The organism is Pseudoduganella sp. LjRoot289 (assembly GCF_964252925.1).
Lineage (GTDB): Bacteria > Pseudomonadota > Gammaproteobacteria > Burkholderiales > Burkholderiaceae_D > Rugamonas.
The window spans coordinates 4,850,138-4,864,844 of sequence record NZ_CAXUPN020000001.1 but is presented as its reverse complement, the minus strand read 5'-3'; the positions used below and the strand labels follow the sequence as shown (position 1 = coordinate 4,864,844).

The window sequence follows — 14,707 nt, the reverse complement described above, 5'->3', positions numbered from 1 at the left end:
GGGCCACGTTGTCCTCGTAGTCGTGTGTGGGAATGCGGAACGGTATCCGGGACATTAACAAGCGCCGGGGACTTTGTCGCTTGTTCTTTAGGGCAGCCGTTGCGCATCCACATCAGGGCATGACGTGCACCCCGATGCCGGACGCCATGCCCGGCGCGTGGTAGACGCGCTGCGTGGCTTTTTTGAAGTCTTCCGGCCTGGCGCGCGCGATGTCGGTGAAGGTTTGCGGGTTCAAGTCCACCAGCGGGAACCAGGAACTCTGCACCTGCACCATGATGCGGTGGCCGCGCCGGAAGGTATGGTTGACCTCGCCGATGCTGTAGTTCAGCGCCTCCACCTTGCCGGGCGTGAACGGCTCGGCCTGCTCGAAGCTGTGGCGGAACTTGCCGCGCAGGGGATTGCCGCGCACCAGTTGCTGGTAGCCGGCCATGGCGGCCTGCGGCGGGCCGACGTCGTGCTCGTCGTCCTTGCCGCCCTCCTTGCCATCCTCCGGCTTCGGATAGTCGTCCGGGTACACGTCGATCAGCTTGACCACCCAGTCGGCGTCGGTGCCGGTGGTGGCGACGAACAGCCTGGGCGAGACCGGACCCGCCAGCGTCACGTCCTGCTCCAGCGGCGCGCTGCGGTAGACCAGCACGTCCGGCCGCGAGGCGGCGAAGCGCTGGTCGGACACCATGTATTCCTTCGGCACGCCGGTGGCCGGATAGCCGATGTAGGGCACCGGGCGGGCCGGATCGCTGACGTACTCGTCGTACCCCGCGCCCGTGATGGCGGCCGGCTGCTGCCAGCCCAGCGTGCCGTCCGCGCCGAAGTACAGCGTGCGCGCCTTGGCCTGCTGCGGCGGCCAGGCGCTGTAGCTGCGCCACACGTTGCTGCCGGTTTCGAAGGCGCGCACGTTCGGCGCGGCCGGCGTTGGCACGCCCGGCACGCCTTTCAGGTGCTGTTCGAAGAAGGGCAGCAGGATGTGCTGGCGGAAGTAGTCCGAGGTCTTGGCGTCGAAGCGCACGTGGCCCAGGCGCTTGCCGTCGTCGCCAGCCCAGCCGCCATGCACCCACGGCCCTATCACCAGGCCGTTGTAGATGCCCGGGTTGTTGCGTTTGATGGCCTGGTAGGTGGTGAACGGCCCTTGCAGGTCCTCCGCGTCGTACCAGCCGCCCACGGTCAGCACGGCGGCGCGGATGTTCTTCAGGTGCGGTGCGATGTTGCGGCTCTGCCAGAACGCGTCGTAGCTGCTGTGCTCCACGTTGGGCCAGAACAGCGCGCGCTGCTTGGGCGTCATGGCGGCGCCGATGTTCTGCAAGCTGCGGTGCTTGAGGAAGAAGTCGTAGCCGTCGCTGGCGCCGTAGTCGAAGTCGGTCCAGGTGGCGGGCAGGGCGGTCGGGTTGTCCTCTTCCGTGAAGGCGGCGTAGAAGTCGAAATTGGCGGCCAGCATGAAGGCGCCGCCGTGGTAGGAATCGTCGCCCATGTAGAGGTCGGTCACCGGCGCCTGCGGCGAGGCGGCCTTGATCGCCGGGTGCGAATCGATGATGCTGGCCGAGGTGTAGAAGCCCGGATAGGAAATGCCGTGGATGCCGACCTTGCCATTGTTGTTGGGCACGTTCTTGAGCAGCCATTCGACGGTGTCGTACATGTCCTGGCTTTCGTTGCCCTCGCCCTTTTCGCGCTGGGGCTTGAGGTGCGGCGTCATCTCCTGCCACTTGCCTTCGGACATAAAGCGGCCGCGCACGTCCTGCTTGACGAAGATGTAGCCGCTGGTCTCGAACTCGCGCGACGGGCCGACGCGCTTGGGATAGAAGTCTACGCCGTAGCGCAGTTTCTCATCCACCGTCACGCCCGCGCCGTAGGGGGTGCGCTGCACCAGGAAGGGATAGCTTTTCGACGCGTCTTTGGGCACGTAGACGGTGGTGAACAGGCGCACGCCGTCGCGCATCGGGATCCGGTATTCGTACTTGGTGTAGTGTTCGCGCACCGAATATTTGTCGGGCGGCGGCGGCGCCTCGTCCGCCCGGGCGGAGGGCGGTTGGAACGCCAGCAGCAGCGCGAGGGCGGCGGCCGGGAGGGCGGGCAGGGCGGGAAATACGGGGCGGCGCGGTGCGGTCATGGGCGGTCACAAGGTCGGGGCTGAGCCAGACAGTGTAACCGCTTGTTGTTAATTTGAATACGTTCCGCGTTTGCGCTCGTTGGCCTTCAGCCAGTCCAGCTTGCCCGCGTACAGCGCATGGTCGCCGCGCGTGGTGCTGTTCTCCATGGCCAGCTTCAAGTGCTTGTCGGCGGTGGCGAGATCGCCCAGCTTATAGGAGGCCACCGCCAGCCAGAAGTGGAATTCGTGGTAATAGGGCGCCCGGTCGACCTCGCGCGCAAACAGCGTGCGCGCCTTCTTGTAGTCGCCGTCCTGCATGGCCTTCTGGCCCAGGTGGAAATAATGGAAGGGCGGGTTGGGTTCCAGCCGCGCCAGCTTCTCGCGCAGCGCCTCGGCCTCCGGCTTGCGGCCCTGGCCTTCTAGCACCTGCACCAGGTTGTGCAGTGCGATCGTGTTATCGGGTTGCACGACCTGGGCGTAGCGCAGCGCCGCTTCCGCCTCCGGCAGGTTGCCGTGGTGCTGGTAGACGATGGCCAGCGTGTTGTAGGGGCTGAGGAATGTCGGGTCCGCTTCTATCGACTTGCGGGCCCACCAGTAGGCACGGTCCAGCTGCCGGCGCGACAGCGCTTCGGCGGCGCGGTTGTTCATGAACATGGAGACCACGCGGTGTTCGGAGATCTCCTGCGCGGTCAGGTATCTGGCGTCTTCCGGCGGCTGGAAATCGATCACCATGAACTGGCTGTTGTCGTAGCTGTGCGCGTCCGGGTTGAGCGGTTTGCCCAGGATGAGGTTCACGTGGCCGCTGGCGAAATACAGGCTGCCGGTGCGGCTCCAGGTCTCCTCGGTGGTGACGCTCTGGTAATGCACCCGCATGCCCATTTCGCGTGCCAGCGCCGCCGTCATGATGACCAGCGACAGGCAGTTGCCGCGCCGTGCCGCGAAGGTGTCGGCGGCGGTGCGGGTGGTGTCGGAATCGTACTCCAGGCGCAGCTGGTCTTTGCGGTACAGGGCCTCGAACAGCACGCGCTGGATCTCGCGCTTCTCGCCGCCGCGCCCGAGCGCGCGCACGTAAGCCTTCATGTCGTCGCTGAGGGCAAAGATCTGGCCGGCGTTGATGTCCTGGTCCGCCTTGCCGAACAGCTGGTCATGGAACAGCGGCGGGGGAGGCGGCGGCGCCACGCTGGCGCAGCCGGCCAGCAGCAATGTGATCAAAAAGACAGACCAGCGTTTCATGGCGCACCTCCTGTGAGGCAAGTATCCTCGGCTGCCATGGCACTGTCAAACGGCAAATATGCGGCGCCGCAGCAGCCCGCTTGTCATGCCGCCGCTGCGGCCTGGCGCGGGCCCGGCGGCGCGGATCAGGCCAGCGGCCTTGCCTCGACCGGCTGTCCTTGCGCGTCGAAACGCTGCGCCACCGACACCGCGTGCAGGCCGATGGTGGCCAGCGCGTCGGCGATGTCGTCGACCTCCAGCTGCAGGTCGCAGCCCAGGTCGATCGGCTTGTCGCAGGACAGCAGCGGGGCCGTGCCCGGTGCGCCGTACAGGTTCACCCGCAGCACCAAGTCGCCGCGCACGTCGGCCGGGGCGATGACGGCGCTGGCGCCCGGCGCGGCCGCCAGCGCCTGGCCCAGCTTGGCCATCATGTCCAGCATCGCGTATTCGGCCTGGGCCTGTTCCTTGGCGCTGTAGAACAAGTCCTGGTACAGGAAGTTCAGCTCCACCGGGCGCGCGCCGGCCAGGCAGCGCGCCACCAGCGGCGCCGCCGCCACGGTCCACTGGCGGTAGCGCTCCATGCGCGCGGCATAGTAGTCGTCCTGCTCCTGCTCGCCGGCGGGCGGCAGGTAGAAGGCGTCGTCGGCGCGCTTGAGCGCGAAGCCGAGCAGGAAGCGCAGCTCCACCGCCGTGTCGCCGGGGCCGAAGCCGGTCGCGGCCCAGCCGCCCATGCTGCGTTCCAGCGCGGGCGCGGCCTGCATCTTCTTCTCGGTCATCGAGGCGGTCGCTTCGCGCACCATGGCGTTGAGCTGGCCGTAGCTGACGCGGTCGATCTCGTCCAGGTCGTAGGCGTGCTGCACCAGCACCACCTTGGCTTTCGGGCTTTCCAGGCCGTCCCTGGTGAAGCTTTGCAGCAGCGCGTCGAAGGCCGCCTCGTCCTGGAATTCCTCGGCCTGGACCAGGCCGCCCGTGCTGTGCACGAAGACCGGGATGGCGAAGGCGTTGATCTCGACGTCGGCCTGGCCTTCGCGCCGGATCAGCACCGTGCCGGCGGCTTCCTCCACCGTTTCGCGCAGCAGGCGGTAGGCGTCCACGTCCTCGAAGCGCGCCAGTTCGATGGCGCTGTACAGCAGCTCGTCCTTCTTCTGCTGCAGGTATTTGCGGACCTGGCGCGGGAACTCGGCGGCCTTCTGGCGCAGTTCGGCGCTGAGCTGGTCGCTGTCTTCCTGCTCGGCCAGTTCCAGCGCGGTGGCGCACAGCGCCTCGGCCAGGAACTCTTCTTTTTCTTCGGGGGGCGTGCTGTTCTTGCGGGGAGCGGGGCGCTTATTTTTAGGCATGTGTGCGCTGGGTAGCGTTAGTGTTCGGTGTGGAAGGTTTCGTGCAGTTCGTCGAGCAGGTCGGCGGTTTCGTCTTCGGACAGGCCGAGGTGGGCGCAGGCGGTCTCGCCGCCCTTGTCCCATTCCAGCGAGTCGCTGTAGCCGTTGTAGCGCTGGATGGCCTTGTCGGCGATGACCGACAGGGCCACCAGCGAACGCACGGCGTCGTCGGTGGCGTCGTCGTCCATGACGGCGTAGTCGTGGTGGTGCAGGATGGCCCAGGACACGTCCGGCGACAAGCCCCAGTTGCGCGCCAGCAGGCAGCCGATGGCGGCGTGGTTGGTGCTGTGGCGCAGGTCCTCGACGGCGGTGAATTTCTGCTGCGCGTCCTGGCTGGCCAGGGCGAAGGTTTCCTTGTAGTCGGGGAAGCGGGCCATCAGCAGCGGCACGCCGATGTCGCAGAACAGGCCGAAGGTATGGGCGATGTCGGGCGGCGCGATGCGCAGCTTGCGCGAGGCGAACACCAGCGCCTGGGCGCGCCGGGCCGAGGTGTCCCAGAAACTGTCGAGCTTGCCGTCCTCGCCGGCGATGGCCTGGCGCGCCAGCAGCCCGGTCAGCAGTGCGGCGCACTGGTTGATGCCGAGGAAATTGATGGCCTGTTCAACCGACTTGGCCTTGCGCGCGGCGCCGAAGAAAGGCGAATTGGCCAGCTTCAGCAGCGCGCCCGACATGCCGACGTCGTTGCCGATGATGCGCGCGATGCGGCGCGGCGACGGGTCGGGCTGGGCCAGTTCGCGTTGCAGGTCCAGCAGCAGGCTGGGGCGCGGCGGAATCCGGATCGAGCGCAGCAAGGCGTCTTCTACCGACGTTTCGATTACCGGGGCTGGGGCTGCTACTGAGGTCATGATGGTTAGGGGCTGGCTGGTCTGGGCATGGCGCAAGCTAGAACTATAGCTCAGGTGGGCGCCTGTTGCTGAAACGGGAAGTCGGATTATCGCTGGTAATGCGTTGCTTTAGCGCAAATGTCAGCGAAAAAAGTGTTGCAAGGGCGGCTCGCGGGAGAAACATTGGCAGTTGTGCACGGTTCGCGCAAGGTCGGCGCGGTATGATTATTTTTATGACTACTTTGATTGCAGGGATAGATTTCAGCGCGCCGTCGCACGAGGTGGCGCCGCTGCTGATCGGGGTGACGGTGCTGGTGAACGGCGTAGGCGGGCGCATCGTGGAGACCGAGGCCTACGACATGACGGAGCCGGCCGCGCACACCTACACCGGGCCGAGCGAGCGCAACGCCGCCATGTTCGGGCCGGCGGGGCATGCTTACGTGTATCTGTCGCACGGCATCCATTGGTGCATGAATTTCGTGTGCCGCGAGCCGGGGCACGGGGCCGGGGTGCTGATACGCGCCATCGAGCCGGTGGCGGGGCTAGACGCGATGCGGGTGCGCAGGGGCATGGAAGAGGTGCGCGTGCTGTGCTCGGGGCCGGGCAAACTGTGCCAGGCGATGGCGGTGACGCGCGCGCACAACGGGCTGGCGCTGACGGCGGCGCCGTTCGAGATGATCGCGCGGCCGGCAGGCGCGGCGGTCGAGCTGGAGGTGGCGGTGGGGCCGCGCATTGGCATTTCGAAGGCGGTGGAGCTGCCGTGGCGTTTCGGCGAGGCGGGTTCGCGTTTCCTGAGCCGGCCGTTCCGGTAGGGCTGCGTAGTATGGATTCCCGCCTACGCGGGAACGACATCGGCGGACCGCCGCGCAGGCGGGAATCCATAGTCGCCATCAGGAAGCCTGGCGCCGGCCTGGGCGCGGTGTGGGCGGTAGCACCGCCAGTCCCCGCATCGGGCTGTGCGCGGCGCGGCGTTCGTTCTCCGCTGCGGCCTGCAACTGCGCGGCCGGTTGTGCCTCGGCTTCCCCTTCGTCGAGCTGGAACACCGCCACCGCCTCCGCCAAGTGCGCGGTCTGTTCCTGCAGGCTGGCGGCGGCGGCGGCCGCCTGCTCCACCAGCGCCGCGTTCTGCTGCGTCACGTCGTCGATCTGGCCCACCGCCCGGTTCACTTCGGTGATGCCCTGCGCCTGCTCGGCGCTGGCGTCGCTGATGCGGGCGATGATGTCGTTTACCTGCCGCACCGACGCGACAATGTCGTCCATGCTGCTGCCCGCCTGGTTGACGCAGGCGCTGCCGCTGTCTATGGTGGCTACCGAGTCGGCGATCAGCGCCTTGATCTCCTTGGCCGCACCGGCCGAGCGCTGCGCCAGCGTGCGCACCTCGGACGCCACGACCGCGAAACCGCGCCCGGACTCGCCCGCGCGCGCAGCCTCCACCGCGGCGTTCAAGGCCAGGATATTGGTCTGGAAGGCAATGCCGTCGATCACGCCGATGATCTCGACGATCTTGCGCGAACTGGCCCGTATCGTGTCCATGCTGGCGACCGCCTGGGCCACCGCCGTACCGCCCTTGCAGGCCAGGCCGCTGGCGCTGGCCGCCAGATCGCACGCCAGGCGCGCGTTGTCGGCGTTGTCGCGCACCGCCCTAGTCAGGTTTTGCATGGCGCTCGCGGTCTCCTCCAGCGAGGCGGCCTGGCGCTCGGTGCGGTTCGACAAGTCCAGGTTGCCGCTGGCGATTTCGTGCGAGGCGGTGTCGATCGAATGCACCGCGCCCAGCACCGTGCGCATGGTCTGGTTCAGCTTGGCGATGGTCTGGTCCAGCGCGCGCGCGGTGTCGGCGATCTCGTCGCGGCCCTCGTTGCGCCTGCCGAAGGTGAGCTTGCCGGCGGCCAGCTCGCGCACCGCCGCGGCGATGGCGCTGATGTCGCGCAGCAGCGCCGCGCGCACCCGTATCGTCGCCAGCAGCGACAAGGCCACCGACAGCAGCACCAGGCCGCCCATGGTGCACACCAGCGACCGGTAGTCGATGCCCGCCTGCGCGTGGGCCTGCACGCTGAGCGACTTCTCCAGCGCCGACAGCTTGCCCAGCTGCTCGTTCAGCAGCACGAACTGCGCCTCCGCCTTGGCCATGGCATTGGTGGCGATGGACTGGTCCAGCGCCGCCAGTTCCATGGTCTCCAGCACGGCCTTGCGGTAGCCCGCCAGCGCCTGGGCGGACCCATCGACAAACTTGCGCTCGGCGGCGTCGGCCACGCCGGCCAGCTGTACCAACTGCTGCTCGACGCCGGCGTGGCGCGACACGATCTGCTTGCTCAGCGCATCCAGCCGCGTCTGGGCGAAGCTGCCATTGATCCACGCCAGCAACTGGTAGACGTTGGCGTGGGCCAGCCGCGTGTCGGCCATGACGCCGGCGGCGGCCTGCAGGCGCGCGGCGCGCACCTGCACCAGGTTTTCCATCGACGCGTTCTGGCGCACCATGCCGTACCAGGCGCAGGCCGAGGTGGCCACCAGCAGCAGCAGCACCAGGCCCGGCGCCAGCAGCAGTTTCGGTGCTATCCGCAATTTGTTCAGCATGGCAGCCTCCCTGGCTCAACTTTTCTCACTGACTGCTCTGGCTTACTTCTTGTAGATCCCGGCTTCCAGCACCACGTCGCCCACGCGCAGGATGTAGGTGGTCTTCGGTTCGATCTTGCCGGAAGCGGGATTCTTGTACATATAGTCGACCCAGCCCTTGCCTTTCCTGGCGGCCAGTTCGATGATTTCGCGCCGGTACTTCTTGCCGCCGGCGTCAGGCACGTCGGTCAAGTCCTTGCCGACGATGGATGCGTTGATCGGGTGCGCCAGCACGATGCCGCTATTGATGTCGCGCATGTCCACGTACAGCGAACCCTGCACGAACTCGGGATCCTTGGCGGTGATCTTCTTCATCATCTCTTCCTTGCCGTGCGCTTTGATGTAGGCTGCGCCGCGCTCGGCCATGGCGATGGCGTCCTTCTCGGTCGGTTCGGCACCGGCCCAGGCGGCGGCAGCGGCTGCCACGCTCATGCACAGCAGGGCGGTGGTCATCAGGCGTTTCATGGAGTTCTCCCTAGGGTTGTGTGTCGGATTAATTTACGCCCGGCAGGCAGTTCCCGAATTGCGATAGCGCAAGCTTGCCGCAAGTCATGGAAGTGGCTTGCATCTGCGTCAAAAAGTTGTTCCTTTCCGGAAAATAGTCGGGCGAAAATTGATGCCGGGCAACGTCGACATGCGTGCAGTCACTACGATGAACTCACACCGCAACCCTGACAGGAGAACGCAATGACCGCCGAATCGCTGCCCGTGAAGTTCAAGCCCTACACCCGCCAGACCATCAAGCAGGCCCGCCAGTGGGAATGGATGCCCGAGGAGTTGCGCGAGGCGGTGCAGGTGGTGTCGCACGTGCTGCCGTTCCGCACCAACGAGTACGTGATGGACCGTCTGATCGACTGGAACAACGTGCCCGACGATCCGATCTACCGGCTGGTGTTCCCGCACCGCGACATGCTGGCGCCGGACGAGTATGTGCATTTGCGCGACCTGGTGCTCGTGCGCAAGGACGAGGCGGCCATCGCCCAATACGTGCACGGCCTGCGCATGCGCATGAACCCGCACCCGGCCGGGCAGATGACGCACAACGTGCCGCGCGTGAACGACGCGCCGCTGAAGGGCTTGCAGCACAAGTACAAGGAGACGGTGCTGTTCTTCCCCAGCGCCGGCCAGACCTGCCACGCTTATTGCACCTTCTGCTTCCGCTGGCCGCAGTTCGTCGGCATGGACGACATGAAGTTCGACGCCAGGGAGACTACGCAACTGGCAGCCTATCTGCGCGAGCACACCGAGGTCACGGACGTGCTGATCACCGGCGGCGATCCGCTCATCATGAACACGCGCTCGCTGGCCGGGTTCATCGAACCGCTGCTGGCGCCGGAGCTGGCCCACATCCAGAACATCCGCATCGGCACCAAATCGGTGGCGTACTGGCCGCAGCGCTTCGTGACCGACCGCGACGCCGACGACCTGCTGCGCCTGTTCGAGCGCGTGGTCGCCTCGGGCAAGAACATGGCCATCATGGGCCACTACAACCACGCGGTGGAGCTGCGCCAGGAGATCGCGCAGAAGGCCGTCAAGCGCATCGTCGGCACCGGCGCCACCTTGCGCATGCAGGGGCCGCTGATCCGCCACATCAACGAGGATCCGAAAAGCTGGGCCGAGCTGTGGACCACCGGCGTGCGCCTCGGCGCCATTCCCTACTATATGTTCGTCGAGCGCGACACCGGGCCGCGCGCCTACTTCCAGCTGCCGCTGGCGCGCGCGCACGAGATCTTCCAGCAGGCTTACCAGATGGTGTCCGGTTTGTCGCGCACGGTGCGCGGGCCATCGATGAGCGCCTTCCCCGGCAAGGTGGTGATCGACGGCGTGGCCACCATCGCGGGCGAGAAGGTGTTCGCCTTGCAGTTCCTGCAGGCGCGCAACGCGGACTGGGTGCGCAAGCCCTTCTACGCCAGGTTCGATCCGGACGCGACCTGGATGGACGAGCTGGTGCCCGCCTTCGGCAAGGAGAAATTCTTTTTCGAGGAAGGCGAGCCGGCACCGCGCAAGATCATCCGCCTGGCCACGGCGCGCGGCGACGCGGTGGTGCAGCCGTCGGGCTGCGGTTCGCACAGCAACGCGGCCTGACGGAGCATGATGCCATGGCCGATGCCGATGCCAACGGCGCGCGCGCCGCCGCGGCCGATGCCGCCTGGGCACACGCCTGGCGGGTTACGCGTTCCGCTAACCCGCCCCATGCGCCCATGCCGCGATACCGTGGAGCGGGCCCCATGACGCAGGCTTCGTGGCTGACGTTCGGCGTGCCGGTGGTGATCGGCCGCGTGCGCCGGCCCGGCACGCTGCCGGGCTGGCAGGTGTTCGCGCTGGTGTTCCTGCCGTTTGCGCTGGGCCATTTCATCTCCTGCCTGCTGCGCAATGTGAACGCGATCCTGGCGCCGCAGCTGATGGCCGAGCTGGCGCTCACGCCCGGCCAGCTTGGCCTGCTGACCAGTGCCTACTTCCTGTCGTTCGCGCTGGTCCAGCTGCCGGTCGGCATGGCGTTGGACCGCTATGGTCCGCGCCGCGTGCAGTTCGCCATGCTGGGCGTGGCGGCGCTGGGCGCGCTGGCTTTTTCCGGCAGCCGCGAGCTGGGCCAGCTGTTGCTGGCGCGCGCGCTGATGGGCGTGGGCCTGGCCGGCTGTTTCATGGCCGCCGTCAAATCCATCTCGACCTGGATCAGCCCGGCCAGGCTGCCGTCGGTGCAGGGCTACCTGATCGCGGCCGGCGGCCTGGGCGCGGCCAGCGCCACTTTGCCGGTGCGCCTGGCGCTGCACTACGTCGACTGGCGCTGGCTGTTCATCGCGCTGGCCGGCTGCTGCGCCATCGTCGGCCTGCTGATCTTCCTGCTTGCGCCCACGCCGCCGGAGGCTGCACGCAAGCCGGTCACCTTGCGCATGCTGGCCGAGGTCTACGGCAACCCTGTGTTCCGCGACACCGCCTCGCTGGTGCTGATACCGCACGCGGTCTTCTTCGGCATCCAGGGCCTGTGGATTGCGCGCTGGCTGGGCGACGTGGCGCACTTCCCCGGGCAGGCCATCGCGTGGCTGCTCTACCTCGGCATGGCGGCCGTCATTTTCGGCGCCATCTCGGTCGGCATGCTTACCGAGTGGGCCGCGCGCAGGGGCATCGCGCCGCTGAGCGTGGCGGCAGCCGGCGTCGCGCTCTACATCGCCGTGCAATGCGGCTTCGTGCTGGACTGGGCGCCCAGCTACCAGCTGCTGTCGGTGCTGTTCACGCTGGTGGGCACCATCACCGGCATCGAGTACGCCATCGTCGCGCAAGCCATGCCGCCAACGCTGACGGGGCGGGCCTCCACGTGTCTGAACCTGTTGATCTTCCTGGGCGCGTTCGCAGTGCAGGCAGGCTTCGGCGCCATCGTCGGCAGGTGGGCGCCGGACGCGCAGCAGCACTATCCGGCCATCGCCTACCGCAGCGCGTTCGGCGCGCTGGTGCTGCTGCAGTCGGCCGGCTTGATGTGCTTCCTTGTACGCTTGCTTGCGCGCCGCCGGGGTCGCTCCGCGCGATCCGGTAAAATGGCGGGTATCAACTCCAAGGAAGAATATGAAACTGGTTCGTTACGGCCGTCCCGGCAAAGAGAAGCCCGGCCTGATTGATGATGAAGGCAAGCTGCGCGACCTGTCCGGCGTGATCGATGACATCGGCCCGGAACAGCTGTCCGACAAGGGCATCAAGAAGCTGTCCAAGCTTGTGCAGGCGGACCTGCCGCTGGTGCGCGGCAATCCGCGCATGGGCGTACCGGTGGCCAAGGTTGGCAAATTCATCGGCATCGGTTTGAACTACTACGACCACGCCGAGGAAATGAAGCTGCCGATTCCGAAGGAACCCATCGTATTCATGAAGGCCACCACCAGCTTGTCCGGCGCGGACGATCCGGTGATGCTGCCGAAGGGCTCGAAGAAGACCGACTGGGAGGTGGAGCTGGGCATCATCATCGGCACCCGCGCGCGCTATGTCAGCGAAGCGGACGCCGAGAAATACATCGCGGGCTACTGCGTCGTCAACGACCTGTCCGAGCGCGAGTACCAGCTGGAGCAAGGCCCGCAATGGGACAAGGGCAAGGGCTGCGACACCTTCGGCCCGGTCGGCCCCTGGCTGGTTACGCGCGACGAAGTCTACAACCTCGGCCAGCTGGACCTGTACCTGGAACTGAACGGCAAGCGCATGCAGACCGGCTGCACCGACAAGATGATTTTCTCGGTGCCGCAGATCGTCAGCTACCTGTCGAAATACATGACGCTGGAACCGGGCGACGTGATCGCCACCGGCACGCCGCCAGGCGTGGGCAATGCCCGCAAGCCGAAGCGCTTCCTGAAGAAGGGCGATTTCATGCGCCTGGGTATCGCCGGCCTGGGCGAGCAGCAGCAGGACGTCATCGCCTACCAGCAGTACTAAGGTTGGCGGTTTACGTGCCTGCGGCACTAAGCCGCCCTGCGCGGCGACGTGGCAGGGAATTCCGTAGGGCGGCTTAGCGGCGAAGCCGCGCAACCCGCCAACTCAAGCCAGCGCCCTGGCCAGCGCCTCCTGCAGCCGCGCCACGATCTCCGTCAGTTCCGCCTCGGTGGTAATGAAGGGCGGCGCCAGCAGCACATGGTCGCCTTGCTCGCCGTCGATGGTGCCGCCCATCGGATAGACCATCAGCCCGCAGCCCATGGCCGCCTCCTTCAGCTTCGCGTGCAGCTTCAGCTCGGGCGCGAACGGCTGCTTGCTGTCCCGCTCCTTCACCAGCTCCATCGCCCAGAACAGGCCGCGGCCGCGGATGTCGCCCACGTGCGGATGGTTGCCGAAGGCTTCCTTCAACATGCGCCTGAAGTGCGCGCCGCGCACCGTCACAGCGCCCAGCAGGCAGTCGCGCTGGATGATGCGCTGCACCGTCAGCGCCGCTGCCGCCGCCACCGGATGGCCGATGTAGGTATGGCCGTGCTGGAACGCGCCGCTGCCGTCGCGGATGCGCAGCACCACATGCTCGCGCGCCAGCACCGCGCCGATCGGCTGGTATCCGGCGCCCAGGCCCTTGGCCAGCGTCACCAGGTCCGGCAGCACGTTCTCCTGTTCAATGGCGTACAGCGTCCCGGTGCGGCCCATGCCGCACATCACCTCGTCCGCGATGAACAGCATGCCGTACTTGTCGCATAGCGCGCGCACGCCCTTGAAGTAGCCGGGTGTGGGCGGGATGGCGCCGCCCGTGGCGCCCACCACCGGTTCGGCGCAAAATCCGATGACATTCTCCGGCCCGGCCGCCAGGATCTCCGCCTCCAGCTCCGCCAGCAGTATGCCCGTGTAGTCGGCCAGGGTTTGCTGCGGCGCCCGGTTGCGGTATTCGTAGCACGCCGACACGCGCCGCACTTCCATCAGCAGCGGCGCGAAAGGCCGGCGGCGGAACTCGTTGCCGCCCAGGGCCAGTGCGCCCAGCGTGTTGCCGTGGTAGCTCTGGCGGCGCGCGATGAATACGGTGCGCTGCGGCTGGCCGCTCTCGACGAAGTATTGGCGCGCCAGTTTCAGCGCGGTCTCCATTGCCTCGGAACCGCCGGACACCAGATAGACATGGTTCAGGTCGCCCGGTGCATCGAAGGCCAGGCGCGTGGCCAGTTCCTCGGCGACCTCCGTGGTGAAGAAGGATGTGTGGGCATAGGCCAGGCGGTCGATTTGCGCGTGCATGGCGGCGATGACGTCCGGATGGCCATGGCCCAGCGAGGACACTGCCGCGCCGCCGCTGGCATCGAGGTAGCTCTTGCCACGGCTGTCGCGTATGGTAATGCCACTGCCGCCGACTGCGATCGGCGGCGTGTGGCGCAGGCTGCGGTGCATGATGTGGCTCATTGTCGTCCTCACGGTGAAGTTGAAAGACGACAATAATTCGATGCGCAGCCCGTGTTGTTGATATTTATCGTGTCGCGTGCAAATTATTGTCCGCTCAGGATGCGCGCTTTCGCGCCACCGCGCCCACCATCGCCAGGCCCGCCAGCAGCATGCCGTAGGTCGCCGGTTCCGGGACCGCCGGGATGTTCTCCGACAGCAGGCTGCCCACCTTGTCGGCGTCGTTGCCCTCATACAGGCCGACCTTCAGGTGCGGCGACGTGAAGTTCTGCGTGCCGCCTGTGAACGTGAACTCGAACACCATGTCGTCCGTCAGCGCGACGTGGCTGCCGAAGGCGCACAGCTTCATGGGGTTGGAGCCGCTGGTGCAGCCGTTCGCGTTCAGTTCATTGTTGTTGACAATCCAGCTCAAGGCGCCGGCCGGCGCCGAGGTCAGCGCCACGCTGTCGAAGCTGCCGACATCCTTGATGCCGAGCATGCCCAGCGTGGTGGCCGTCGCCCAGTCGCCGGTGGGCGTGGCGGCGTCGATTTCCAGTGTCAGCACGTTGCCGCTGAACGAGGTCGTGAACGTGACCCCTTGGAAAGTCAGGGCACCCGCGTTGGCGGCGCCGGCGCCGAGACCGAGGCAGGCTGCAATGGCGACGGGAGCGGCGATGCGTTTGAATATCGAAGTCATATTTTTCTCCATGTAAAAAGTTGTGATTCAAGGAAATTTGCTAGAGCAGTCAAGTCACTGCGCCTTAATAAATATCACGGTGCTATTCGCGGCAATGT

At 66.6% G+C, this 14,707-nt stretch carries 12 protein-coding genes; 4 read left to right on the top strand and 8 right to left on the bottom strand.

Annotation, left to right across the window (positions count from 1 at the left end):
* Positions 1-112 precede the first annotated feature (112 nt).
* From ACSQ8Y_RS20795 to ACSQ8Y_RS20780, 4 genes are all read right to left on the bottom strand, one after another.
* Positions 113-2,101 carry a CocE/NonD family hydrolase gene (locus ACSQ8Y_RS20795; protein WP_436268329.1) on the bottom strand — a complete coding sequence of 663 codons (1,989 nt, stop codon included), beginning with the start codon at positions 2,099-2,101 and terminating at the stop codon, positions 113-115.
* Between the two features lie 48 nt (positions 2,102-2,149).
* Complete coding sequence (locus tag ACSQ8Y_RS20790; protein ID WP_436268328.1) at positions 2,150-3,313, bottom strand: tetratricopeptide repeat protein; 1,164 nt, start codon at positions 3,311-3,313, stop codon at positions 2,150-2,152.
* A 125-nt stretch (positions 3,314-3,438) separates the two neighbouring features.
* Positions 3,439-4,629, bottom strand: coding sequence for a DUF2863 family protein (locus tag ACSQ8Y_RS20785; RefSeq protein ID WP_436268327.1), 1,191 nt, complete (start codon positions 4,627-4,629; stop codon positions 3,439-3,441).
* Between the two features lie 17 nt (positions 4,630-4,646).
* Positions 4,647-5,513, bottom strand: coding sequence for an HDOD domain-containing protein (locus ACSQ8Y_RS20780; protein ID WP_436268326.1), 867 nt, complete (start codon positions 5,511-5,513; stop codon positions 4,647-4,649).
* A gap of 212 nt (positions 5,514-5,725) precedes the next feature.
* On the opposite strand from ACSQ8Y_RS20780, the gene ACSQ8Y_RS20775 reads away from it, so the two are divergent.
* Complete coding sequence (locus ACSQ8Y_RS20775; RefSeq protein WP_436268325.1) at positions 5,726-6,304, top strand: DNA-3-methyladenine glycosylase; 579 nt, start codon at positions 5,726-5,728, stop codon at positions 6,302-6,304.
* A gap of 78 nt (positions 6,305-6,382) precedes the next feature.
* Here the strand turns inward: ACSQ8Y_RS20775 and ACSQ8Y_RS20770 are convergent, their stop codons facing one another.
* Entirely contained in the window at positions 6,383-8,062 is a 1,680-nt protein-coding gene (locus tag ACSQ8Y_RS20770; protein WP_436268324.1) for a methyl-accepting chemotaxis protein, read from the bottom strand.
* Between the two features lie 42 nt (positions 8,063-8,104).
* Positions 8,105-8,554 (bottom strand): cache domain-containing protein, encoded by a 450-nt coding sequence (locus ACSQ8Y_RS20765; protein ID WP_436269876.1) that lies wholly within the window; start codon positions 8,552-8,554, stop codon positions 8,105-8,107.
* A gap of 234 nt (positions 8,555-8,788) precedes the next feature.
* On the opposite strand from ACSQ8Y_RS20765, the gene ACSQ8Y_RS20760 reads away from it, so the two are divergent.
* From ACSQ8Y_RS20760 to ACSQ8Y_RS20750, 3 genes are all read left to right on the top strand, one after another.
* Positions 8,789-10,186 (top strand): KamA family radical SAM protein, encoded by a 1,398-nt coding sequence (locus tag ACSQ8Y_RS20760; protein ID WP_436268323.1) that lies wholly within the window; start codon positions 8,789-8,791, stop codon positions 10,184-10,186.
* A 143-nt stretch (positions 10,187-10,329) separates the two neighbouring features.
* Complete coding sequence (locus ACSQ8Y_RS20755) at positions 10,330-11,712, top strand: MFS transporter (RefSeq protein ID WP_436268322.1); 1,383 nt, start codon at positions 10,330-10,332, stop codon at positions 11,710-11,712.
* Positions 11,660-12,511: a fumarylacetoacetate hydrolase family protein gene (locus ACSQ8Y_RS20750; protein ID WP_436268321.1), complete on the top strand. Its 852-nt coding sequence runs from the start codon at positions 11,660-11,662 to the stop codon at positions 12,509-12,511. Before ACSQ8Y_RS20755 ends, ACSQ8Y_RS20750 begins: the two co-directional genes overlap by 53 nt.
* A 102-nt stretch (positions 12,512-12,613) precedes the next feature.
* Here ACSQ8Y_RS20750 and ACSQ8Y_RS20745 read toward each other — a convergent pair whose 3' ends face one another.
* Positions 12,614-13,936 carry an aspartate aminotransferase family protein gene (locus ACSQ8Y_RS20745; protein WP_436268320.1) on the bottom strand — a complete coding sequence of 441 codons (1,323 nt, stop codon included), beginning with the start codon at positions 13,934-13,936 and terminating at the stop codon, positions 12,614-12,616.
* 94 nt (positions 13,937-14,030) lie between these two features.
* Entirely contained in the window at positions 14,031-14,609 is a 579-nt protein-coding gene (locus ACSQ8Y_RS20740; protein WP_436268319.1) for a PEP-CTERM sorting domain-containing protein, read from the bottom strand.
* Positions 14,610-14,707 lie beyond the last annotated feature (98 nt).

Bases quoted from the DNA above. Each gene is read 5' to 3' on its own strand.
- ACSQ8Y_RS20795 (WP_436268329.1), bottom strand. From the start codon at position 2,101: ATGACCGCACCGCGCCGCCCCGTATTTCCCGCCCTGCCCGCCCTCCCG.
- ACSQ8Y_RS20790 (WP_436268328.1), bottom strand. From the start codon at position 3,313: ATGAAACGCTGGTCTGTCTTTTTGATCACATTGCTGCTGGCCGGCTGC.
- ACSQ8Y_RS20785 (WP_436268327.1), bottom strand. From the start codon at position 4,629: ATGCCTAAAAATAAGCGCCCCGCTCCCCGCAAGAACAGCACGCCCCCC.
- ACSQ8Y_RS20780 (WP_436268326.1), bottom strand. From the start codon at position 5,513: ATGACCTCAGTAGCAGCCCCAGCCCCGGTAATCGAAACGTCGGTAGAA.
- ACSQ8Y_RS20775 (WP_436268325.1), top strand. From the start codon at position 5,726: ATGACTACTTTGATTGCAGGGATAGATTTCAGCGCGCCGTCGCACGAG.
- ACSQ8Y_RS20770 (WP_436268324.1), bottom strand. From the start codon at position 8,062: ATGCTGAACAAATTGCGGATAGCACCGAAACTGCTGCTGGCGCCGGGC.
- ACSQ8Y_RS20765 (WP_436269876.1), bottom strand. From the start codon at position 8,554: ATGACCACCGCCCTGCTGTGCATGAGCGTGGCAGCCGCTGCCGCCGCC.
- ACSQ8Y_RS20760 (WP_436268323.1), top strand. From the start codon at position 8,789: ATGACCGCCGAATCGCTGCCCGTGAAGTTCAAGCCCTACACCCGCCAG.
- ACSQ8Y_RS20755 (WP_436268322.1), top strand. From the start codon at position 10,330: ATGACGCAGGCTTCGTGGCTGACGTTCGGCGTGCCGGTGGTGATCGGC.
- ACSQ8Y_RS20750 (WP_436268321.1), top strand. From the start codon at position 11,660: ATGAAACTGGTTCGTTACGGCCGTCCCGGCAAAGAGAAGCCCGGCCTG.
- ACSQ8Y_RS20745 (WP_436268320.1), bottom strand. From the start codon at position 13,936: ATGAGCCACATCATGCACCGCAGCCTGCGCCACACGCCGCCGATCGCA.
- ACSQ8Y_RS20740 (WP_436268319.1), bottom strand. From the start codon at position 14,609: ATGACTTCGATATTCAAACGCATCGCCGCTCCCGTCGCCATTGCAGCC.